This is a genomic window from Haloechinothrix sp. LS1_15 (assembly GCF_033042135.1).
Classification (GTDB): Bacteria; Actinomycetota; Actinomycetes; order Mycobacteriales; family Pseudonocardiaceae; genus Haloechinothrix.
In genome coordinates this window covers 359,320-382,719 of the sequence record NZ_WBXM01000003.1, presented here as the reverse complement: position 1 = coordinate 382,719, position 23,400 = coordinate 359,320, and the positions used below count along the sequence as shown (strand labels likewise).

At 68.7% G+C, this 23,400-nt stretch carries 17 protein-coding genes and 1 pseudogene; 8 read left to right on the top strand and 10 right to left on the bottom strand.

Annotated elements, in window-relative coordinates:
• Positions 1–139: 139 nt before the first annotated feature.
• A complete protein-coding gene (locus F8178_RS20395; protein WP_396345051.1) occupies positions 140–406 on the bottom strand; it encodes a thioredoxin family protein in 267 nt (88 codons plus the stop codon).
• A gap of 49 nt (positions 407–455) precedes the next feature.
• The gene (locus tag F8178_RS06970; protein ID WP_317493833.1) at positions 456–878 is read right to left on the bottom strand and encodes a heavy metal-responsive transcriptional regulator; all 423 of its coding nucleotides are present in this window, start codon (positions 876–878) and stop codon (positions 456–458) included.
• Positions 879–962: 84 nt separating this feature from the next.
• Between F8178_RS06970 and F8178_RS06965 the strand changes: the two are divergent.
• The 4 genes and pseudogenes from F8178_RS06965 to gndA all read left to right on the top strand — a co-directional run.
• Positions 963–1,216: pseudogene (locus F8178_RS06965) on the top strand (transposase); the annotation flags it as partial.
• An 81-nt stretch (positions 1,217–1,297) separates the two neighbouring features.
• On the top strand, positions 1,298–2,299 hold the full coding sequence (locus F8178_RS06960; protein WP_317493832.1) for an o-succinylbenzoate synthase: 1,002 nt from the start codon (positions 1,298–1,300) through the stop codon (positions 2,297–2,299).
• A gap of 908 nt (positions 2,300–3,207) precedes the next feature.
• Complete coding sequence (locus F8178_RS06955; protein WP_317493831.1) at positions 3,208–4,881, top strand: serine/threonine-protein kinase; 1,674 nt, start codon at positions 3,208–3,210, stop codon at positions 4,879–4,881.
• A gap of 324 nt (positions 4,882–5,205) precedes the next feature.
• A complete protein-coding gene (gene gndA, locus F8178_RS06950; RefSeq protein WP_317493830.1) occupies positions 5,206–6,633 on the top strand; it encodes an NADP-dependent phosphogluconate dehydrogenase in 1,428 nt (475 codons plus the stop codon).
• A 174-nt stretch (positions 6,634–6,807) separates the two neighbouring features.
• On the opposite strand, the gene F8178_RS06945 is transcribed toward gndA, so the two are convergent.
• Positions 6,808–7,623: an alcohol dehydrogenase catalytic domain-containing protein gene (locus F8178_RS06945; protein ID WP_317493829.1), complete on the bottom strand. Its 816-nt coding sequence runs from the start codon at positions 7,621–7,623 to the stop codon at positions 6,808–6,810.
• 125 nt (positions 7,624–7,748) lie between these two features.
• On the opposite strand from F8178_RS06945, the gene F8178_RS06940 reads away from it, so the two are divergent.
• The gene (locus F8178_RS06940) at positions 7,749–8,384 is read left to right on the top strand and encodes a TetR/AcrR family transcriptional regulator (RefSeq protein ID WP_317493828.1); all 636 of its coding nucleotides are present in this window, start codon (positions 7,749–7,751) and stop codon (positions 8,382–8,384) included.
• On the opposite strand, the gene F8178_RS06935 is transcribed toward F8178_RS06940, so the two are convergent.
• Positions 8,371–9,813, bottom strand: a complete 1,443-nt coding sequence (locus F8178_RS06935; RefSeq protein ID WP_317493827.1) for an NAD(P)/FAD-dependent oxidoreductase — start codon at positions 9,811–9,813, stop codon at positions 8,371–8,373. The two genes, F8178_RS06940 and F8178_RS06935, sit on opposite strands and share 14 nt — an antisense overlap.
• A gap of 142 nt (positions 9,814–9,955) precedes the next feature.
• Here F8178_RS06935 and F8178_RS06930 point away from each other — a divergent pair, with 142 nt between their 5' ends.
• The 3 genes from F8178_RS06930 to F8178_RS06920 all read left to right on the top strand — a co-directional run bounded on the left by F8178_RS06930 (position 9,956) and on the right by F8178_RS06920 (position 13,645).
• Positions 9,956–11,482, top strand: coding sequence for an NAD(P)/FAD-dependent oxidoreductase (locus tag F8178_RS06930; protein ID WP_317493826.1), 1,527 nt, complete (start codon positions 9,956–9,958; stop codon positions 11,480–11,482).
• Positions 11,483–11,659: 177 nt separating this feature from the next.
• Positions 11,660–12,553 carry an LLM class flavin-dependent oxidoreductase gene (locus tag F8178_RS06925; protein WP_317493825.1) on the top strand — a complete coding sequence of 298 codons (894 nt, stop codon included), beginning with the start codon at positions 11,660–11,662 and terminating at the stop codon, positions 12,551–12,553.
• Positions 12,554–12,667: 114 nt separating this feature from the next.
• The gene (locus tag F8178_RS06920; protein ID WP_317493824.1) at positions 12,668–13,645 is read left to right on the top strand and encodes a pirin family protein; all 978 of its coding nucleotides are present in this window, start codon (positions 12,668–12,670) and stop codon (positions 13,643–13,645) included.
• 30 nt (positions 13,646–13,675) lie between these two features.
• Here F8178_RS06920 and F8178_RS06915 read toward each other — a convergent pair whose 3' ends face one another.
• From F8178_RS06915 to F8178_RS06895, 6 genes are read right to left on the bottom strand one after another with little or no spacing between them, the layout of a single operon-like run.
• Positions 13,676–14,146: a MarR family transcriptional regulator gene (locus F8178_RS06915; RefSeq protein WP_317493823.1), complete on the bottom strand. Its 471-nt coding sequence runs from the start codon at positions 14,144–14,146 to the stop codon at positions 13,676–13,678.
• A gap of 46 nt (positions 14,147–14,192) precedes the next feature.
• On the bottom strand, positions 14,193–15,182 hold the full coding sequence (locus tag F8178_RS06910; protein ID WP_317493822.1) for an LLM class flavin-dependent oxidoreductase: 990 nt from the start codon (positions 15,180–15,182) through the stop codon (positions 14,193–14,195).
• A 14-nt stretch (positions 15,183–15,196) separates the two neighbouring features.
• On the bottom strand, positions 15,197–15,442 hold the full coding sequence (locus tag F8178_RS20390; RefSeq protein WP_396345047.1) for an acyl-CoA carboxylase epsilon subunit: 246 nt from the start codon (positions 15,440–15,442) through the stop codon (positions 15,197–15,199).
• On the bottom strand, positions 15,442–17,067 hold the full coding sequence (locus F8178_RS06905; RefSeq protein ID WP_317493821.1) for an acyl-CoA carboxylase subunit beta: 1,626 nt from the start codon (positions 17,065–17,067) through the stop codon (positions 15,442–15,444). Before F8178_RS06905 ends, F8178_RS20390 begins: the two co-directional genes overlap by 1 nt.
• A 15-nt stretch (positions 17,068–17,082) precedes the next feature.
• Positions 17,083–17,532 (bottom strand): acyl-CoA thioesterase, encoded by a 450-nt coding sequence (locus F8178_RS06900; RefSeq protein ID WP_317493820.1) that lies wholly within the window; start codon positions 17,530–17,532, stop codon positions 17,083–17,085.
• A gap of 21 nt (positions 17,533–17,553) precedes the next feature.
• Positions 17,554–23,382 carry an SDR family oxidoreductase gene (locus tag F8178_RS06895; RefSeq protein WP_317493819.1) on the bottom strand — a complete coding sequence of 1,943 codons (5,829 nt, stop codon included), beginning with the start codon at positions 23,380–23,382 and terminating at the stop codon, positions 17,554–17,556.
• Positions 23,383–23,400 lie beyond the last annotated feature (18 nt).

Sequence of the window (23,400 nt, the reverse complement as noted above, 5' to 3'; positions counted from 1 at the left end):
TCGCCGAGGGCGTCGAGGGTGATGCGCCCCGGGTTTGACAGAGTCTGATTGTTGGATTCTTCTGGCATCTGACCTTGAGAAGGTGGTATGGGCCGACGTGATGGTCCCGCCCGCGTCCAGACAGGACCACCACTGGGCGTCAGCAGCGGCCGACGCCTGCTGCGGACAGGCCCTCTCGGGTCGGGCCATGAGCGCCCGTACAGCACTCAGCCACACGGCCGTCCACCACGACAGCGGGGACACGGGTGATCCCGTACTCTGCGGCCTTGACGGTGGCGTCACCGTTGCCTCGCAGGTCGCGTACGACTACGTGACAGTTGGGACCGGCCATTTCGTGCACCAGATTCACTGCGGGTTCGCAGCCTGGGCAGCCGGTCGTGAACACCTCGATGTGGCGCTGTGCCATTTTTCATCACCTCCACAGGGAACGCTAGAGATTCCAGCCCAGTGGAAGGTCAAGTCCGGGCATCGCCGTGGCTGCGCACGTTGTCGATCAGCGGGCACGAGGCGGACCCCACATCAGGATCGGCGGCCAGCTCCTCGGCGCGCGCGTCGAGATCCACGAGTTGCGTGCGCAAGCGTCGCAGCTCGGCAATGCGGTCGTCGATGCTGACCACGTGTTCGCGCAGGACGCGGCGGACATAGCCGCAGGGACGTGTGTCCGCATCACGCAGGGCCAGTACCTCGGCGATCTCATCCAAGCGCATACCCAACCGCTGTGCAGCTTTGATGAAGCCCACCCTGTCGACGTCGCCCTCGCCGTAGACGCGGTAACCAGCGCTGGTCCGCTCGGCCGAGGCCAGCAACCCAATGTTCTCGTAGTAGCGAACGGTCTTCGGGTTCACTCCGACCCGTCGCGCCAGTTCTCCAATGCGCACCGTATCTCCCGCCCTGGTCAAACACTGCTCTCGGTGTCCGGCTACAGTCTGTACCTTCCATTCGGGTGGAAGGTACAGCCCATGGAAGAATTCATCCGGTTTCTGGACTATGACCCCGAAACAAGGAAGGTGGCTTGTTCAGCCAATGCCATCGAATCTCTGAATGCCGGGTATCGGCGAGCGACCCGGGCACGCGGACGTTTCCCCCACGAGCAAGCAGCGATGAAAGGACCGTACCTGGTGAGCCGCTCGCTGGACCCCACCGGCAAGGGCAAGGCACGCTGGGCCATGCGCTGGAAGAACCCCTCAGCGCGTTCGCCACCGGGTTCGAAGCGCGCATCGCCCCCAGCACCACCAGCGAGAAACCCGACCGCTTACACCGCTCAGCCGACACTCCCAGACGAGGACACCGCCACCTGATGACCAATGAGCTCGACTTCGACGGAGCCCGCGTCTACGCGATCCCGATGCGCGCCCGCTTCCGGGGCATCTCCGTGCGCGAGGGAATGCTGATCGAAGGCCCCGCCGGGTGGGGCGAGTTCTGCCCGTTCACCGACTACGACGACACCGTGTCCGCCGGGTGGTTGGCGACCACGATCGAACAGTGCACCGTCGGCTGGCCCGAACCCGTACGCGAGGCCATCCCGATCAACTGCACCGTGCCCGCCGTCGGCCCCGAACGTGCCCACCAGATCGCCGCCAACTCCGGATGCCGGACCGCCAAGGTCAAAGTCGCCGACCATCCTGAGTCGCTGACCGAAGACCTCGCGCGCGTCGAAGCCGTCCGGGATGCCCTCGGCCCGGACGGGGCGATCCGGGTGGATGCCAACGGGGTCTGGGACATCGACACCGCCGTGTCCCACATCCGCCGGCTCGACAAGGCTGCAGGAGGTCTGGAGTACGTCGAGCAACCCTGCCGCACCATCGACGAACTCGCCGCCGTCCGGTGCCAGGTCGATGTGCGCATCGCCGCCGACGAGTCCATCCGCCGCGCCGACGACCCGCTACGGGTCGCCGTCGCGGGCGCCGCCGATGTCGCCGTGCTCAAGTGCACGCCCCTCGGCGGGGTGCGCCGCTCCCTGGAAGTCGCCGAAGCCGCCGGGCTGCCCTGCGTGGTCTCCTCCGCGCTGGAAACCAGCGTCGGCCTCGCCGCCCAGGTCGCTCTCGCCGCCGCTCTACCCGAACTGGACTTCGCCTGCGGGCTTGGCACGCTCTCGCTGCTCGACAGCGACATCGTGTCCGGCCCCGGCTCACTGCGGGCAGCGGAGGGCTACCTGCCGGTACCCCGCACACCACCCACCCCAGACCCCACCCTGCTCGACGCCTACGAACTCACCAACCCCGACCAAGCCGCGTGGTGGCGTGATCGGCTCGCCCGCGTCCGCGCAGTGTACAACGCCAACGACACAGGCGGGAACTAGAAGCCGAAAGGGGACCGCACTCGTGCCCAGCAGAAACGACATCGTCCGTGAAGCGGGGAGGGAGTTACCTTGCCGACCTACGCGGAGATCAACCCCGTGACGATCTCCACGTGTAGTGAGTGATCAGAGGTAGCCAGTTGACGATCAGCCCGATCCGCATAGCAGAGTCGGCGGTCGTCCGCCGCTTCAGTCATCCGTCCTTGTGACAGCCACTGCACAAGAAGTAAGTGGTCTTCCCGCTGTTCTTAGCCTCAGCCGGTAACGGGGCCACCGGCTCCACAGTGTCGAAACCCCGAACGATCCGGTACAACTACCGACCGAGTCGCTGTTCGATCGCCACCTGCATGTCCTCGAACAACACGGAACGCGGGTTCTGTCACGTACGTGCGATATCCTCAGCCCGGGCCAGACGCGGCAGTAAGCGCCCGGATCCCGCAGCTCCGGCAGGGCGGTGTGCCGCCACATGTTCAGCAAGAGGTGCAGGCCCGTCCGCTCCCGAGACTGCTTGGGCCCAGGCCCGGCCGAGAACGATCTCCTACTCGTGATCGAACTCGCCAGTCAGCATCGATGTGCTGACGCCGATCACGCCGGTCACTTCCCGACACGGAGTGCCGTAGCGCCGGACACGAGCGGCCGGACAGCCCGGCCAGCGTGCGGGCCGGGCTTCGACGCTCGCGAGCACTGACGCCGCACCTCAGCGACCCAAAACGGCGGCCACCGAGGCCAGGCGGGGCGAACGCCCAGTCAACCGTCGAGCGCAGCGGAGTCCGGTCGTGCGGCTTTCAGCGCTGTGAAGCCAGCATCGCCACTTCCCTTCGCGCCTCCCGTACTGCACCCCGCGCTTGGCAATGCTGTCGCGGGCGCAAGCTAACCTGAGCAGGTGAACGTTGTGCGTCTGAGGAGCCGCGTTGCTTGACTCCGGTGACCTGCTGGCTGGCCGTTACCGCCTGCGACAGCAGCTCGGTAGCGGTGCGATGGGTGTCGTCTGGCTGGCGACCGACGAAGTCCTGCAGCGGCAGGTGGCGGTCAAGCAGCTCGTGCAGCAGCCCATGACGGATTCCGCGCGTGCGGAGGAGGCGCGGGAGCGGGCTATGCGGGAGGGGCGGGTCGCAGCCCGGCTGGATCATGCGAACGCCATCGGCGTCTACGACGTCATCCTCGACGACGGCCTGCCGGTGCTGATCATGGAGTACCTGCCGTCGCGGAGCCTGGCCGATATCCTCGCCGAGCAGGGCCAGCTCGCCCCGGAGTCCGCCGCCGAGATCGGGCGTCAGGCAGCAGCGGCGCTGGCCGCGGCCCACGCGGCGGGGATCGTCCACCGGGACGTCAAGCCCGCCAACCTCCTCGTCGCCGACGACGGCACGGTCAAGATCACCGACTTCGGAATCTCGCACGCCACCGGGGACGTCGTCGTCACCCAGACCGGCCTGCTGGCTGGCACGCCCGCCTACCTCGCGCCCGAGGTCGCGCGCGGGAAGCAGCCGACTGCCAGCTCCGACGTCTTCTCTCTCGGCGCCACGCTGTACGCTGCGGTGGAGGGAACACCACCGTTCGGGGTCGACGCGGACAACCCGCTGGCGCTGCTGTACAAGGTCGGCGAAGGCGCCATCCCGCCCCCGCAACAGGCCGGGATCCTGGCGCCGGTACTGGCCGGCATGCTACGCGCCGATCCCGATCAACGCATCACCACAGGCCAGGCCACCGAGGCGTTGCGGGCGGCGGCATCCGGCTTGCCACTACCGGAAGCGGTGGCCGAGGCGACCGCGGAATGGGACAGCCGGGCGCAAGCACCGTCCCCCACCGCCACCCTGCCGGGCACGCCCCCGGCAACGGCGCTGATGCCCGAGACCGAGCGGGAACCCGACGGGCCAGAGCGGACGATGACCGCGCCCGCCGAAGCGGATGCACACCGTCAGGGCCGTCGCCGCAAGCTCGCCTACCTCCTCGTAGGCCTGGCCGTGGCGCTGCTTGCCGGCGTAGGTCTTTACGCGCTGCTGGGAGCGGGTGACACCTCGGGATCCGCGTCGGCGGCATCCATGACAGCCGACGAGCGCGAACAGGCCGTGTCCGAGTATTACGCGCTCCTACCCGACCAGGCCGAGCAGGCATGGGACCGTCTCGGCCCGGCGCTGCGTGAGCAGGGCAGACAGAGCTATCTCGACCGGTGGTCAGCGGTGTCCGCAGTGACCGTGACCTCGGGTCCGGACGCGACCGGGGAAGACCGGGTGCGCGTCGAGATCGAGCTGTCGATGCCCGACGGCAGCGTCATCACCGAGCTCCACGAGCTCACGCTCATCGCCACCGACGACGAATTGTTGATCAACGGAGATGACATCCTGCGACGCGACACCGTCGGTCCCGAGCCCGAAGCGCCCGAACCGGAGCCGCAAGCCCCGCAAGAGGATGCGGAGCCGCAGCCGAATCAGGGCCGCAACGGTGAGGACGAGGACGCCGAACGCCCGGAGCCCGACGACGAGGACGAGGATCAGCAGGAGGAAACCCCGCCCGACGACGAGGACGAGGACCCGCCGGACGAGGACGACGACCCGCCGGAAGACAACAACCCGCCCGGCGAGGAATGACGCTCGCCGCCGCGAGCGGCGCCCGCCAACGGTTCGTCGCGAAGGCGGCAACCGGGAGTGTCACCACGGGCGCTGTCAGTGCGGCGAGCACCAGCGCCCCCACCACCGGGACGAGGTGATTCTCACCCCGGCTCCGACTGCCGGATCGGACTCGACTGGCAGGCAGACTACTGCGCCGCTGGGCCGCAGTGCGTATCGAGCTCGGCGCGCGCACACCCACCAGTCGCCAATCCACCGGGCATACGATCGGGTGCGAGCGCCCGCGGTGCGGCAGGATGGCGATGGCAGCGCAGGCAGTCTGCGGACTCGGAAGGACGGCGGCAGATGGATGAAACGGCGACGATCGGCGTCACGGGCTTGGCAGTGATGGGCCGTAACCTGGCCCGCAACCTGGCACGGCGCGGCCACCCGGTGGCGGTGCACAACCGGAGCCCGCAGCGCACAAGGGAGCTGGTCGACGAGTTCGGGGAGGAAGGTTCGTTCGTCGCGGCCTACACGGCCCGCGAGTTCGTCGCGGCGCTGGCGCGGCCGAGGAAGATCGTCGTCATGGTGCAGGCAGGCGAGCCGACCGATGCGGTGATCGACGAGCTCGCGCCGCTGCTGGAGTCCGGCGACATCCTCGTCGACGCCGGCAACGCCCACGTCGCCGACACCCGCCGCCGCGAGGCCGAGCTGCGGGAGCGTGGCCTGTACTTCGTCGGCACGGGTGTCTCCGGCGGTGAGGAAGGGGCGCTGCACGGCCCCAGCATCATGCCGGGCGGCTCCGCCGAGGCCTACCGCCATCTCGGGCCACTGCTGGAAAGCATCGCCGCCAGCGTCGACGGCCAACCCTGCTGCGCCCACATCGGCTCCGACGGCGCGGGCCACTTCGTCAAGATGGTGCACAACGGCATCGAGTACGCCGACATGCAGCTCATCGCCGAAGCCTACGACCTGCTGCGCGGGGCGCTCGGCTACCAGCCCGCCCACATCGCCGAGATCTTCCGCGGCTGGAACCAGGGTCGGTTGCACTCCTACCTGATCGAGATCACCGCCGAGATCCTCGCGCACACCGACCCGGCCACCGGGGCACCGTTCGTGGACATCATCGCCGACCAGGCCGAGCAGAAAGGCACCGGCCGCTGGACCGTCCAGCTCGGCCTGGAGCTGGGCGTGCCGATCAACGGCATCGCCGAGGCCGTCTTCGCCCGCTCGCTGTCCGGCAACTCCACACTGCGTGACGCGGGACGCGACCTGCCCGCCCCGCCAACAGCCCAGCAGCCGGACATGACGGTCGAGGACATCGAGCGGGCACTGTACGCCTCCAAGATCGTCGCCTACGCGCAAGGCTTCCACCAGATCCAGGCGGGAGCCCAGCAGTACGGCTGGGACATCGACCTGGCAACCCTGGCCGCGATCTGGCGCGGCGGCTGCATCATCCGCGCGCGCTTCCTCGACGACATCCGCGCCGCCTACACCGCCGACCCCGCACTGCCCAGCCTGCTGCGCTCCGAGACCTTCACCCCCGCCCTCGCCGACGCCCAGCGATCCTGGCGCACCGTGACAAGCGCCGCCATCGCCCACGGCATCCCCACCCCCGGATTCAGCTCCGCCCTGGCCTACTACGACACCGTCCGCGCCAGACGCCTACCCGCCGCACTCGTGCAAGCCCAACGCGACTACTTCGGCGCACACACCTACCAACGCACCGACCGCGAAGGCACCTTCCACACCGCCTGGGCCGAACCCGACCGACCCGAACAGTCCATGTGAACCCGCCTTCACCGCGTTTGCCGCGTTTGCCCGTGCGGGTGGAACTCGCACCAGCGCCTGCGGTGCTGGCTTCAACCGTCCCGGGGCACGGCGAGCACGAACTTGCCCACGAACCGCTTCTTGTCGAACTCCTCCTGCGCGGCGACGATCTCGTGGAGGCGAAAGTCTCGGCGATCACCGGCCGGAACGTGCCGCGCCGCGCGTGGTCGACCAGCTCGCGAAAGTGCTTGGGTGTCCACATCGATGAACCGATGATGCTCCGGTTGTGGAGATACAGGCGGCGGACGTCGGTGGTGATCTCCGCGCCCGCGATCGCACCCGCCACGACGAGCCTGCCGCCTTCGGCGAGCACATCGACCAGGTGCCCGAACCCGCCCCTGTAACGAGAACGCGTTCGCCGCTGAGGACGCCGGCACGCTCCAGCATTCCCACGGCGGTGCCGTACGCGATCGGCAACGCCGCGAGTTCCTCGTCGGACAACGGGCTTGCCTCAACGTCGTGGGCACGGTGCGATGCGACCCGCACGTACTGGGCGAATCCACCGTCGCGTTCGCTGCCCAGCAACCCGACCGGACGGGCCTGCGCGCTCGAACCGTCGTAGATGGCGCTGTCGACCAGCACGCGATGGCCGAGCCGGGACACGTCGACGTTCCTCCCTGCCCCGACGAGCGTGCCCGCGATGTCACCGCCCTGGATCCGTGGGAAGGCGAGCGGCACTCCGCGCCATCCGCCGACGGCGGCCGGATCACCTGCCGTTCCGTAGCTTCCCTCGCGGCTCCAGATGTCGGTGTTGTTCATTCCGGCCGCCGCGACGGCGATCAGTACATCGTCGTCGCCGGGCAGCGGGGTCGGCACGTCGTTTCTGACCTCCAGTGCGTCAGTGCCGCCGTGCCGGTTCAGTACGACCGCGGTCATGCGCTCGGGCACAGTGACCGTCGTCCGACCCTGGTCGTTCAGTTCACGGACCGATGTCGCGCCGGTCTGAGTCATCACACCCCTGCTCATCTTCGAATGGAGATCCCTGTCAGAAGTTAACTATACATATCGGTATAGTTAACAAACATGGATGGAGTACAACGAGGTATCGGCTACGGTCGCGGTGGAGGAGATCGCTGATGCCACGGCCGCGTACGCCGGCGGGCGAGCTGACCCCGGCCGCTTCGCGCGTGCTGACAGCAGCGGGTGAGCTGTTCTACCGGTACGGCATCAATGCTGTCGGCGTCGAGGCCATCGCTGACGCGGCTGGAGTCACCAAGAAGACCCTCTACGACCGGTTCGGCTCCAAGGACGAACTGATCACCGCTTATCTCCGCGAGCGGGACCGGCGGTGGCGGGATTGGCTCACCGGCTTCGTCGAGGAGCACGCCACCACTCCCACGGACGCGTTGCTCGTCACGTTCGACGCGCTCGCCGAGTGGCTGTCGCAGGTGAGCTCGCGCGGCTGCGCCTTCGTCAACGCCTACGCCGAGCTGGCCGAGTCCAGCCACCCCGGGCACGCCGCGATCATCGAACAGAAGCGTTGGCTCCGCGACTACCTGGCATCACTGGCGCTCGACAGCGGGCACGACGACCCCGAACGCATCGCCGAGAACCTCCTGCTGCTCCACGACGGCGTCGCGGTCGCGCAGCCGGTCGGTGTGGTGACGCACGCCGTCGAGCACGCCAAGCAGCTGGCGGTGTGCGTCCTCAGTGGCGGTCGGCAGGCGCGCCGCCCTAACTTCCCTCCCCCACACCGCCTCACACCACCGTAAACTCGTCGGTGTGGGGCTGCCGCAGCATCGCGGCGTGGCGCTGCGGGGACAGCGGCCAGACCTCCGGGGTGCCGTCCGGCCCGAGGTACCAGCTATCGCACCCGGTGGTCCACACGGTGTCCGGCATCGCCGCGCGCAGCCACGCGTTGTAAGTGTCGGTGGCTTCCGCCGTGGGCGCTGCCGCGGTGAACTCCCCGCGCCGCCATCGCTGGATCCAGGCGATCACGTAGTCGGCCTGCACCTCGGCGACCGGAATCAGCGAGAAGTTGCCGACCGGGCTGTGCGGCCCCATGAGCATGAAGAAGTTGGGAAATCCCGGGAGCGCGACGGTGCGGTAGGCGCGGGCACCGCCTGCCCACTCCTGGCTAAGTGTTCTGCCGTCCGGCCCGGTGAGCTCGACCGGGCGCAGGTAGGCGTGGGAGTCGAAACCGGTCGCGAACACCAGCACGTCCAGCTCGTGGTGCCTGCCGTCGGTGGTGGCCACTCCGGACGGTTCGATCCGCTCGATGCCCTCGGCTGCGAGGTGCACGTCGGGGTGTTGGACGGCGCGGTAGAAGCCGGAGCAGATCACCAACCGCTTGCACATGGGCTGGTAGTCCGGGGTGAGCTTGCGACGCAGCTCGGGGTCGCCGACGGTGCGCAGATAGGCCCGGCAGGCCGCGCTGACCGCCCGGCGTTGCCAGCCGGGCCGGATGAGCGCGGCGACGAAGATACCGAATATCGCCCGCACCAGCCGGTACTCCAGCGCGGTGGCACCGGGCACCGAGCAGCGTAGCCTGCGGGTCACCCGGCCGTTGCGCCAGTTCGGGATGGGCAGCACCCACTGCGGGGTGCGCTGGAACAGGGTCAGCTCGCCGACCTCGCCCGCGAGGGCGGTGACAATCTGCATCCCGGTGGAACCGGTGCCGATGACTCCGACTCGCTTGCCAGCCAACGGAATCGAGTGGTCCCAACGCGCCGAGTGGAACGCCGCACCGGTGAACGCGTCCCGACCAGGGATATCCGGCACGACCGGGCGGTGGAGCACGCCGGTCGCCGAGACGAGGAAGTCTGCCTCGCGTACCGCGCCGTCGGCCGTGGTCACGCGCCACCGGTTCTCGCTGAACGTCGCCGAGGTCACCTCGGTGCCGAGATGGATGTGCGGCCACAGCCGGTGCCGGTCGACCACGTCACGGAAGTAGCGATGGATCTCCGCACCGTGCGAGAAGAAGTGGGACCAGTCCGGGTTGCGGTCGAACCAGAACTGGTAGAAGGCCGAGGGTACGTCGCACTTGAGTCCGGGATAGGTGTTGTCGCGCCAAGTGCCCCCGATGTCGTCGGCCTTCTCCAGCACGGTGACGTCGGTGATCCCGGCGTGCTTGAGCTTGACCGCGAGTCCGATGCCGGACATCCCGGCGCCGATCACGATCACTGACGGGTCTCGGGGCATCACTCACCCTCCGGCGACTGTGCCGTACGTCTCACAGAGCTGTGCGATCATGTTACTGAGACATACTGTAACAGGTAATTCGTGTGCGCTGACTCACCACACACGAAGCTGCCGCTGCCCTCGCGGGAAGGAGTGCCACGTCATGAACGGCAAACACGTGGACGTGCTGGTCATCGGCGCCGGTGTCTCGGGCATCGGCGCGGCGTGCCACCTGACACGCGAGCACCCCGGCAAGAGCTACCTGGTGCTCGAACGGCGCCATGCCATCGGGGGCACCTGGGATCTGTTCCGCTACCCGGGGATCCGGTCGGACTCGGACATGCTGACGTTCGGCTACAACTTCCGGCCGTGGACCGGCACCTCGGTGCTGGCCGACGGGCCGAGCATCCGCGCCTACGTGGAAAGCACAGCCAGGGAGTACGGCGTCACCGAACGGATCCGCTTCGGCCGCAAGGTGAGGCGGGCGAGCTGGTCCTCCTCGGCCGGGACGTGGACGGTGGAGGCCGTCGACGAGTCCACCGGCGAGACCGAGACCTTCACCAGCCGGTTTCTCATCGGCTGCACCGGATACTACGACTACGACTCCGGCTACAGGCCCGAGTTCGACGAGGAGGAACGGTTCGCTGGCACGATCGTCCACCCCCAGCACTGGCCGGAGGATCTGGATTATCGGGGCAAGCGAGTGGTCGTCATCGGCAGCGGCGCGACCGCGATCACGCTCGTCCCCGCCATGGCCCCCGACGCTGGCCACGTCACGATGCTCCAGCGATCACCGAGCTACATCCTCCCGGTGCCGGAGCAGGACCCGGTCTCGCGCGCGCTGCGGCGGCTCAAGGTGCCGGTGCCGGTGGTGTACCGGCTCGGGCGCTGGCGCAATATCGCGTTGCAGCGCGCGGTATTCCAACTCTCCCGGTCGTGGCCGGGCCTGATGCGCAGGATGCTGCGGCGGGCCGTGAAGTGGCAGGTCGGCGACCGGGTCGACATGCGCCACTTCACGCCGGACTACAACCCTTGGGACGAGCGGCTGTGCATCGTTCCCGAAGGGGACCTGTTCGCCGCGCTGCGCAAGGGTGACGCCTCGATCGTCACTGGCCACATCGAGCGGTTCACCGAGACCGGCATCGAACTGACCTCCGGCGAGGAGATCCCGGCCGACATCGTCATCGCCGCGACCGGCCTGGTGGTGCAGATGGCGGGCGGCGCGCAGCTCGAGGTCGACGGCGAGCCGGTGGTCACGCGCGACCGTGTCGTCTACAAGGGCGTCATGCTGGACGGGGTACCCAACGCCATGGTGGTGATCGGCTACACCAACGCTTCCTGGACACTCAAGGCCGACCTCGCCTGCGAGTACTTCTGCAGGCTGCTCACCCACATGGACCGCAACGGCTACACCCAGGTCGTCGCCGAAGCGCGTGCCGAGGACCGCTCCGAGGAGTCCGTGATGGGCAGCGCGTTGCAGTCGGGCTACATCCGACGTGCCGACGCCATTCTCCCGAGGCAGGGCACCCGTGGGCCGTGGAAGCTCACCAACAACGTCTACCGCGACGCGATCATGCTGCGTCGTGGCGCGATCGAGGACGGTGCCCTACAGTTCACCCGCGGCGCACCTACCGGCACCGCGATCGCGAGGCGGGAGGACCCGGCACCGCGGCAAACGGCGAGCAGCTGACCCGTCAGGATTCCCGTACGAGGAGTACCCGGCGAGCAGCGACCGGCACTCGATCCGCTTCACCGGAAACGGTGACTCGTAACCTCCACCGACACCCCGCTCACTGACGCGACCGCGGGCGACCGCACCCCGGGCCCAGTACGGTGAGCACCACCGGTGATCCGAGAGGAGGAGGGCGTGGGTGATTACGGACGTGAGCCACAGTTCGGGGTGTTCCCGAACCCGGACGCGCGGTCGGTGGACCATCTGATCGCGGTCGCCGAGCTCGCCGACACCGGTGGGTTGGACCTGATCGGCGTGCAGGACCACCCGTACCAGCGGCGGTTCCTGGACACCTGGGCGCTGATGGCCACGCTGCTGGCACGTACCGAGCGGGTACGGGTGTTCCCGGATGTGGCCAGCCTTCCCCTACGCCCACCCGCGATGCTGGCGAAATCGGCGGCCAGCCTGGACGCCCTCTCCGGCGGGCGGTTCGAGCTCGGACTCGGCGCCGGGGCGTTCTGGGATGCCATCGCCGCGATGGGTGGACCGAGACGCACCCCCCGCCAGGCGGCCTCGGCGCTGATCGAGGCGATCGAGGTGATCAGGGCGCTGTGGTCGGCGGAACAGTCGGTGCGGTACGCGGGCGAGTACTACCGGGTCGACGGGGTACGCCCCGGGCCGGCACCGGCACACCCCATCGGGTTGTGGCTGGGTGTGCTCGGCCCGCGCCTGCTGGCCGAGGTGGGCCGTTCCGCCGACGGCTGGGTGCCGTCGGCGAGCTACGCGCCACCGGAGACGTTGGCGGATAAGCATCGCCGGATCGATGAGGCCGCCGCGGCTGCCTGCCGGGATCCGGCCGCGATCCAGCGCATCTACAACGTGTTCGGTGCCATCACCAACCGCGAGTCGGTCGGCTTCCTGCACGGGCCGATCGACCAGTGGGTCGACGAGCTCACCGAGCTGGTCACCGCCCACGGGATGGACACCTTCGTCCTCGGCGTCGATGGCGACGACCTCATGCAGATCCGCATCTTCGCCGAGGAGATCGTCCCCGCGGTCCGCGCCGCCGTCGCTGACCACCGTGGCTGACGGGCAGCGTCGAGTACAGTGACGCTGCCGGGAATAGGGGCCACCTGCCATGCGTTATATGCATGCGAATGCATTTTCGGGTTCACGCGAACCCCGGTAAGCGAGGAGACAGCAATGCCCGCAATCAGTGTGGCGAACCCACTGCTGTTGCCACGGATCACGCGTCCAGGGGTCGAGGTCACCGACCGCGCACCCCGCCAAGTGGTCACCGCGGCCAAGCAGACCGAGGGTGCCGGTTTCCAGGTGCGGCGCCCGTTCCCCAGCATGGAGCTCCGTGGGGCCGACCCGTTCATCCTGCTCGACCACCTTGGTGAGGTGGCCTACGAGCCGCACGAGGCCAAGGGCGCGCCGTGGCACCCCCACCGAGGATTCGAAACGGTGACCTACCTCATGGACGGGGTGTTCGTGCACCACGATTCGCACGGCGGTGGGGGCGTCATCGCCGAGGGCGACACTCAGTGGATGACCGCAGGCTCCGGAGTGCTGCACGACGAGCTCCCCGCCGAGGAGCTTGTGCTCAACGGCGGGTGGTTCCACGGGGTGCAGCTGTGGGTGAACCTGCCTCGCAGCAGGAAGTGGGTCGACCCGCGCTACCAAGACCTGCGTGGCAGCGAGCTGACGCTACTGACCTCCGACGACGGCGGCGCCCTCGTGCGGCTGATCGCCGGTGAGTTGGACGGGCACCAGGGACCGGGCTCGACCTACACCCCGATCAGATACGCCCACGCGTCGCTGGCTCCCGGGGCACAGCTGGCCACGCCCTGGCCGGCGGCGTTCACCGCCATGGTGTATGTCCTCTCCGGTTCCGGCTCGGTCGGTGCCGAGCGGCGCCCGTTGCGTGAGGGGCAGCTGGCCGTGCTCGACACCGGCGACGCCATCACGGTCACCGCGGACGGAACCCAGGACAACCGCACCGGCCAGCTGGAGGTCCTGCTGCTCGGCGGCGAACCCATCGGCGAACCCGTCATCCAGTATGGGCCGTTCGTCATGAACGACGAGCGGGAGATCATGCAGGCCATGCACGACTACCAGACCGGCCGCATGGGCACGGTCCCCGCCGAACACCGGGGCACCACCACGTCGGGTGGGTGAGCATCCCGACCGGGTCGGTCGCGTCCAGGCCTAGGTCAGCTCGTCCTTGAGGCGAGCCAACGCGGTACGCATCGTGGCCAGCTCGTGCTCCGACAACCGGTCGCCGAACGAGCGCTCCACGACAGCGGCGTTGGTGCGGGCGGCCGCCCTGGCCAGCTTACGACCTTCGGCGGTCAATGCGAGCACGACGGCGCGGGTGTCCTCGGCCAGCGGTTCGCGGGTGATGAGCTCCCTGCGCTCCAACCGGTCGACGAGTCTGCTGAGGGCGCTCTGGCTGAGCACCACACGGTCACGCAGCTCGCGCATCGGGGCGCCGTCCCTCGGTATGTTGATGAGCGTGTCGAACTCGCTGACCGTCAGGCCGTGCTTGGTGAGCTCGGTTTCGAGCTCACCGAGCACCGCCTGATGGACCTCCATCAACAACCGCCACGTTTCGATCTTGAAACGTCTCCCGGTGCCCGCGGCCGACATGCCGAGCAGCCTACCCGGATGCACCCGCATGCATCACCACGGTGAGCGGATCGAGCGCCACAGCTGGGAACCGCCGCTAGGCGCTGTCGTCGTGCAGGCGCGGCAACACCTCGTCGACGAAGAGGTGCAGGCTCTGCCACCCGACGTCTGGATCGATCCCGGCGAGCAACGGATGCAGGAAGATGGTGGTACCGTCCGGACCCCGGTTCATCAGCTCCACGCACTCCTCCGGCGTGACCAGCGAATACAGCCCGCTGGCACGGACGGTCTCCACGTCCTCCGCCGGGTAGTACGGGCTGGCTCCCGGTTCCGCGGCCTTCCAGTGCCCGTAGGTGTTCATGTCGTCCAGGATGTACTTGCCCAACTCCGCCCATGCCCGCTCGGGATCCTCCACCACGAGCACCGCGAGCGCTCCCCTGACGTGACGGTAGCTGCGGGGTTCCCGCCCGAGGCGCGCGCACTCGGCCTCGTAGGCCTCCACGAGTCCCGGGTCGGGCACGATCGGCATGAAACCGTCCGCCATGGCCGCTGACCGGCGAGCCGCGGCCGGGGTCGCGCCGCCGAACGTTATCGGCGGCCTCGGCTGTTGCGACGGCAGCGGCGAAATGGTGGCACGGCGCCCTCGGTAGTACACTTCCTCGCCTGCGAGCAGGCGCATCAGCGAGTCCGCCTTCTCCTCGAAGGCGCGAACGCGGCTATCGAACTGCTCGCCGTACATCGCGAACTCCTCCGGCACGTACCCGACGGTGAGCAGGCCGTCGAGCCTGCCACCGGAGAGCTGATCGAGCGCCGCGAAGTCCTCGGCCCGCGCGATCGGATCGCGCAGCACCGTATCCGTCACCATGATCCGTGCCCGAGTGGTGCGCGCGGCGACGCCGGCGCCGAGGACCGCAGGGGAGGCGAGGTAGCCGCCTACGGAACCGTGATGTTCGGGAAGGAGAATCGCCGGGCACCCCTGCCGGTCCGCCCACTCGCACTGCTCGAGGGCTGCGGCGTACAGCTCCTCGTGCGGCGCACCGATCCCGGCGGCGGTACGCAGGTCGTAACGGAGCATCCACTGTGGCATGATCGTGCCTCCACTCAACGTACTACGGGCGGGTGTCCATCCGGCCTCGGGGAGAACCGGTGCTGCGAACGGTGCTGCCAGGACACGGGTAACGGCACCGGCGGCATGGTCCAGGGGGCGGGGCGTCCTACGGCTGCCTGTGGTTCGCCGCGCGCCCCGGTGAGGGCGGCGAGCGCGAGGGCCACCGCGGCGAGTTCCGTGCCGTCCGGATCGCCGCGGACAACCTCGATGTCGCGGGTCGCTATCGGTGTACCGCCCATCACAGCGCCGGGTTTCCGTGCTTGCGGGCGGGCATCGGGGCGTGCTTGGCGCGGAGCATGGCCAGCGACCGAGCCAGCGTCTCCCGCGTCCGCGCCGGATCGATCACGTCGTCGACCAGGCCGTGCTCTGCGGCGTAGTAGGGATGCATCAGCCTCTCCCGGTACTCCTTGATGCGCCGTTCCCGCACCGCCTCGGGATCCTCGGCTGCCGCGACCTCGTGGCGGAAGATGATGTTCACCGCCGCCTCGGAGCCCATGACCGCAACCTCGTTGCCCGGCCACGCGAAGGATAGGTCCGCACCGACCGAACGGGAGTCGAGCACGATGTAGGCACCGCCGTAGGCTTTGCGCACGATCACCTGAACTCTCGGAACCGTCGCTGTGCAGTAGGCGTACAGCAGCTTCGCCCCGTGCCGGATGAGCCCGGCGTGTTCCTGCTGCACGCCCGGCAGGAAACCGGGAACGTCTACCAACGTCACCAGCGGTACGTTGAAGGCGTCGCACATCTGCACGAACCGGGCGGCCTTCTCCGAGGCGCTGATGTCGAGTACACCGGCCAGCACCGCAGGCTGGTTGGCCACGAACCCGACCACCTGCCCGGCGATCCTGCCGAACGCGCAGATGACGTTCCGAGCCCACTGGTCGTGGATCTCGAACGCCACCCCGTCGTCCACGATCTCGTGGATGATCTCGTGCATGTCGAACGCGCGGTTGGCGTGAGCCGGAACGAGGTTGAGCAACGCGTCGTTGCCGCGGTCGGGTGGATCGTCGGTGTGCGTCTCGGGCGGTAGCTCGCGATTGTTCGACGGCAACAGCGAGATCAGGTACCGGACGTCGCTGAGGCAGTCGTCCTCGTTGTCGTACACCGCGCCGGCGATCCCCGACCTGGTTGCGTGCACCTCGGCCCCGCCGAGCTCCTCGTGGGTGACACTCTCCCCCGTCACCGCGCTGATCACGTCGGGCCCGGTGACGTACATCTGCGAGATACCACCGACCATGAACACGAAATCGGTCATGGCTGGCGCGTAGACTGCCCCACCAGCGCACGGACCGAGCATTACGCTGATCTGCGGGATCACGCCGGAGAGCCTGGCTATGCGCTGGAAGATGCCACCGTAGCCTGCGAGGGCGACGACACCTTCCTGGATACGCGCTCCCGCCCCGTCATTGAGACCGATCAGCGGCGCGCCAGCCGACTCGGCCAGGTCCATGACCTTGTGGATCTTCTCGGCGTGCGCCTCCCCCAGCGACCCCCCGAAGATCCGGAAGTCCTGCCCGTATACGAAGACGGTGCGGCCGTCGATCGTGCCCCATCCCGCCACGACGCCGTCGGTATACGGGCGCGCTTCCGCCATACCGAACTCGGACGACCGGTGGCGACGAAGCGACTCGATCTCGACGAAAGAGTCGCGATCGAGCAATCGTTCCAGCCGCTGGTAAACGGTAAGCTTGCCTTTCTCGCGTTGCCGCTGCGAGGAGCGGGAGTCGAAACCAGACTCGATGTCGTGCTGGATCCGACGCCGCTGCTCCGTTCGCGCGCGGAGGTCGGTGCCGGTGTCCTCCGGTGGATCCGGGGGGTCCACCGGATCGGGGTTTACCGCGGCGTGCGCTGAACCGGTCGACATGCTGCACAACCTTCCCTACTCCACGAACGCCCGGGACACGTCGCATCCCAGTTCCTCGACGGCGTTGACCATCTCCGGCGGCCAGCCAGCGGGCACCAGCTCGCCCGCATGGCGCCGGACGCACGCGACCTGCTGATCGCCGCGGGCGACGAGCGTCTCGCCAGACTGCTCGCACCGGTAGTACGTGAAGTCCAGCGTCATGATGTTGAACCGGGCGGAATGCACGGCCATCCGGATCGACACGGTCTGCCCCAGTTTGAGTTCGGACAGGTACTCGCATCGGCAGTTGGCGGTGACGACGATACGTCCAGTGTGGATATCGTCGATGAACGCGGGAGCACACCGAATCAGGAACTCCTCGCGACCCTGCCCTTGCCAGGAGATGAAGCGGGAAAAGTGTACGTTCCCGACCGGATCCGCATCGTCCATCGTGACGATACGGTCGATGGCGAAGTTACGGTCCATGGATCCTCCGTCGGGGCACGGTTACCGTGCCAGCTGGGTGTCGTCGATCGGCATGGTGCTCATCGGCTGGGTACCGATACCCGACATGCGCAGCAGCACGCCGCCCTCGGGTGTCACCGCGGTGCAGGTGTCGGACCCGGCGTCGTAGTACAGGTCGATACCCGACGGGTAGCGTCGGGTCAGCTCGACGTCGTTGCCGCCTGCGTAGAGATCGATGACGGCGATGCCGGTGGGGACGTGTGTCGTGATCCGCTCGCCGTCGGCCACCTCGAAAGACCGGGACCGCAGCAGCGAATCCAGTAGCAATACCGGCAGGCGTGCGGTGGCGAGGGCGTCGCAGTCCACGCGAGCGACCCAGCGGCCGTGCCCGCCGGATGCGCTCACCGTCACATCCGAGGTCGTGCGGAACGGCCCGATGAGCCAGGCTTCGGAATCCGGACGGTGGTAGGGATCGACCGTACTGTGCCCCCGCATGCCCGCGAGATCGCCAGGCTGCCACTCCGGCATGGCGCGTGGTGTGCCCAGCAGGACCTCCATCGCGCAGTACCGCCTGCCGCGCTGTAGCACGCGCCCGTCTGGCGCGATGACATCGGCCTCCACGGCCACATGGACACGTGTCTCGGATGCCGATCGCTCCACCACCTCGGCGAGCAGCCGGTACGGCGTGGCTTTCCCGCGGGGATCGGTGAACAGGAAGTTCTCGAAGCTGATGTCACGCCACCCGCGGACCGTGGCGCCTGGCAACAGCGCGAGCCCGGCTTCGCCAGCCAGCGCGACCATGAGCTGTCCCGGTGCGACCGGCTTCCCCCCGACGAGGTGTTCCAACACGTAGCTGTCCCTGCCGAGCTCGGCCTGCCACTCCCACTGCGCGGTGTCTCGATCGCGGTGGATCGGCACGCCGAGCATCCCGCGGCCGATCTCGACGCTGTTGAGCTCGTCCTCGGTGATGTGCTCGCCGATCAGGACGGCCGATCTCCGGAGCGTGTCTCCCGGCAGGTACAGCGAGTACGGCTCCGGCGGGCGCGTTACGCTCAGCTCCGTCAGGAAGTCCGCCCTGCCTCTGGCGTCGGTGATCCCGAGCGGGATGGGCTCCTGGCTCGCCGCGATCCCCGGCCCCGCGCGCATTCCCGACTCACCCCAGGTGCTCCATCCGATGGTGAACTCCGCCGTGGAGCGATGCCTGCTGTTCCGGCACGCCGCCGCCGCGAGATACTCGTTCGCCGCGATGTAGTCCGTTTCGCCGGTGATGCCGAACGTGCCGAGCACCGAGCCGAACGTGCACCAGTGCCGTGGTTGCCGATCGCCGAACGCTCCTTTGAGGTTGTGATATCCCAGCACCTTGGGATCACGCACCGATCGGTAGTCGGCGATGGTCTTGGAGTCGTACAGTGCTGACTTGTTCCGGCCTGCGGCGTGCACGACGAGCGTCACCCTGCCGTCCTCGGCATGGATCGTCTCCACCGCGTACCGGACCGCCTCGGCGTCGGTGACATCGCATTCCAGGTAGCGCACGCGGGATTCGCCGAGCAATGCCCGCAGCTCCCGCACCGCGGTCCGCACCTGCCGTGCCCGCAACAACCGGTCGAACCGAGCGTTGATCTCCGGGACGCGCTGCTCCGGATACTCCTGCCGCGCGTCCCTGATGAACCGAGCCCGCAACGCGGGCAGCTCCTCGTCGGTGGCGTCGAGCAGCTCATCGGGAACCGGCTCGTCGGGCGTACTCCCGAGCAGCCACAGCTTGGGGCGCGCTCGCCGGGCGAGCGCGGCCAGGGCGACAGCCGCGATGCCGCGCGCTCCCCCTGTCGCGAGCACCACCGACGACGAGTCCACCAGCAGTTCTTCCTCCCCGCCCGAACCAGCCGGGGCGGGCCTGAGCCGTTCGAGCAGCCGCACGCCCCGGTGGTAACGCGCCACCGACCGGTCGTCGGCCGCGGCCGACTCCGCCGCGAGCTGGGACAGTGCCGTCTCCAGCGGAGCATCGGTGGCCACCGCCCAGGTCCGCGCGGGAACCTCCCGGCGGATACCGCGGATGAAACCGCTCACCAGCGACAGGTAGGGGTGGATGTTGGCGTCGCGCAGCTCGTCGAGGAGCAGGGCCGCGATCGTTCCCCCGTCGAGCCGGTCGGTGTAGCGCTGGCACACCATCAGCGCCAGCTCGGGCAGCCGCAGCAGCGACGGCGGTGGCACCTCGGGCCAACGATCCGCAATGTCGCGCACCGTAGCGAGGACGCGCAGGTGCAGGGCCTCACCGTCGGCGACGGCGAGGCTGTCGACGGCCGCCGCCATCGCTTCCTCGCTGCCGGCATCGAGGGCGATGCAGCCGCTCGTCTCCGGATCGGTCGAGATCATCGTCGCGCCCGCCCGTGCCACCTGATCGGCCACGCGCTCGGCGAGGTCGGCGCGGTTGACGAGGACGATGCCGCCCGCGGGGATGGCGGGCACCTCGGGGAACTCGGCTGTCGCATCGACGCGGCGGGTCACCAGGCAGTACCGCTCGGATGCGGCCACATCCGGCGCACCGCCGCTCGCTTGCTCGCCAGCCGTAGCGGCTGGCGGCCCGGCTGCCTCGCGGGTGGGCACGCTGACCGCGATCGACGGGCTGCCTGCCGGTGACCGCACCGTGGCGTGTGGCCGCCCCGATTCGACGGCGCGGATCAGCTCGACCGCGCCGTCCCCTGCTAGGTAACTACGGCCTGTGTGCGGGGATCCGGCAGCCACGGCAGCCACCGCCGCCGACGGCTCGTCGCGTTCGCCGTCCCTGTTCAGGCTGCGCAGCCGGGCACGTACGGGCCAACCGTGCTCACTGGCCATCCCTTCGCGGGTGAGTGCGAGGAGGAAAGCGCCCTCGGCCAGCTCCTCCTGCGGCACGCCAACGAATTCGGAGTTCACTGCGGTGCTGTTGCCGTTCACGCTGAGCACCAGCGCCATGTCGAGCTCCCCGGTGCGCAGGTACCGCTCGGCCACCCGGACGGCGGCCTGCGTCGAGGCGTGCCCGGCATCGACGGCCATGGTGGGGCCGTGCATGTCGAATCGGTGGGAGATCCTCGACGCGATGATGTTCGTCATCACCCCGCTCATGGACTCCTCGTTCGAGGGGGGCATCTCCCGGCGGTGGTCGTCGAGGAATTCCCGCATCGCCCGCTCATCGGCCTCCGGGGTATCGCTGTAGCGGCGTACCGCCTCGCACAGCTCGTCCTGAGCGATGCGGAGGCTGTAGTCGACCATCGCGCGCGGTATCCCGGTATGCCCGGCGATCACTCCGGTCCGCTCGCGGTGTTGCGCCCAGATCTCACCGTGTTCCCGCACGAAGCGGTTGGTGAGCTCGATCGCCATCAGCTGGCAGCGGTCGATGCTGAGCGCGGTGACGTCCGGGAGCTTGCGCTCGGCCAGTGGCGGGAGGGGATACCGGTCTCCGAAGGAGCGCTCGGGTGCGGCCGCGTCGCGGGTCAGCCAGGCGCGGACCGCGTCGCGGTCCGGTGCGCCGGGTAGGTGAGCGCTCCAGCCCAGCAGCACGACGTCCTCGCCTGTAGTAGCCGGAGTGGACGCCGGGAGCGCTTCGGACCCCCGCGGCCCGGCTTCGCGGACCAGCTGGTGCGCGTTGATGCCGCCGAACCCGAACGCGGATACCCCGGCCTGGCGGGGGTACTGCGCGTCGCCCGGCCACGGCACATCGCTCGACGGCACCCGGATCCGGTCTGCCGGTGTGGCCGGGTGGAGTTCGCTGAAGCGTTGCTGCGCGGGGATGGTTTCGTTGCGGAGGGCGAGCAGCGCGTGCGCGACTGACACGGCACCCGCGGTCCACCCGCCGTGCCCGACGAGTGACTTGTTGGACGTCACCAGCTGCCCGCCGTCCGGGGCGTGCTCCGCGAGCGTTTCCAGCTCGACGGCATCGCCCGCCGGGGTGCCGGTACCGTGGCCGACTACCCAGTCCACCTCCTCCGGTGTGACGCCGTTGACCGCCCGTGCGCGTTGCAGCGCCCGGCGCTGTCCGGTCTCGTTCGGCGCGGCGATCGCCTTGCCGCGACCGTCGGAGGCCGCGCCGAACCCGGCGAGCAGCCCCAGCACCTCGTCGCCGTCCTCCCTGGCGGTGGACAGGCGCTTGAGCCCGAGCACCACGGTGCATTCGCTGAACAGCACACCGTTCGCGTCGATGTCGTAGGCGCGGAGCTCACCTGTCGGCGACAGTCCTTTGAGCTTGGAGAACAGCACCATCACCCGCCGCTCCGCGCTGCCTGCCCCGCCGCAGAAAGCCACGTCGCAGTCACCAGCCAGCAAGCCCTTCACGCCGAGATCGATCGCGTACATCGAGGAGGAACATGCCGTGTCGACGACGAGGTACTCGGCATCGTCACCGAGCAGGTCGGCAGCGGCGTCACGGAGCACGGCGTCGGGAAGCGAGCGCCTCGGCTGCTCCACGGCCTGACCGAAGTGCCTGCGCAGCACGCCGCGCAGCCGAGACTCGTGTCCGGATCCAACCAGCCGCGCGCCCGCACCCCTGGCCGCCGCGCTGACCAGCATCGAATCCTCCAGCGTGTGGCTGCTGCCGGTCCACGCGCCCACGTACAGGCCGCAACGCGCGCTACCCGCGATGCGCATCCCGTCGCGCGCTTGCAGTACCGAATGCCTGAGGTACCGGGTGAGCAGATCGGGTCGGTCCGGGTCGGTCACTCGCATCCCGGGGTGCGGGCGGAAGTCGCGGATGAAACCGAAGGTCCGGACGTAGGATCTGTCCTCGGCTTCGGGATCCGCGGAGTAGATCTGGTCGATGTCGAAGCGGGGTGGCTCACCGAAGGTGTGGTCCGGCTGCCGGAGGAGGTCCCAGAACTCGTCCGGGCTGTTGGCGCCGGGAACCACCATCCCCATACCGACCACGGCGATCACGTTGTCCTCGGGTCGGTCACGCCCCGCCTCGCCTGCTTCTGCGATGACCGGCGCGACCGGTCGAGCGGTCGCGGCCGTATCGCTGCCCTGCGGCTGCGCGCCGTCCACATCGTCGGATCCCGCCGCGGGCGTCAGTCCCCTCGGCGCCGGGATCTCCCCCGTTGTCGTCCACGCCGGGCGTGCCGTCACCGGGGGTGACAGTGCGGCGCTGAACAGCGACAACCCGCCGTCCACATCCAGCGTCTGCCCGGTGATGCTACCTGCCAGTGACGAGCACAGGAACACCGTGACCTCGGCCAGTTCCCGCTCCGCGGGCAGCCGTCCCATCGGGGTCGCCGCGATGAGAGTGTCCCGCATCCGCTCGCTATCGGGAAACAGGCGTGTGGTGTCGTTGTCGACGAACCCTGTGCTGACGATGTTCACACGGATTCCCGCTGGCCCCAGCTCCGCGGCCGCGTAGCGGCTGAAAGCTTCCATGGCCGCCTTCGCCGGGGCTCCCGGGGTGTAGTTCGCGAGGGGGTAGCGGGTGGCGATCACCGAGATGTTGACGATGGATCCGCCGCCACGTCGCTCCATCAACGGCACCGCGTACTCGGTACACATTCGGGTGCCGTGCAGGTCGACGTCGATGCACCGCTCCCACTCGATGTCGGGTACCCGGTCGAGCGGGTCCATAATGGCCCGTGCCGCGTTGTTGACCAGGAAGTCGATGCCTCCGTGCGCTTCCTCGACGCGGGCGAACATGTCAGCCAACTCGGCGCGCTTGACCACCGACGCGCGTATCACCTCCGCGGAACCGGGCATCTCGGCTGTGATCGTGGCCGCTAGCTCGCGTGCCTGCTCGACCGAGTGGAAGCAGTTGATGACGACGTGCGCACCCCGGCGGGCCAGTTCCGTGGTGATCGCACCACCGATTCCTTTCGCTCCCCCAGTGACTACGGCGACCTTCCCGGAGAAGCTCTCCAGCATCCCGATCTCCCTGTTGCA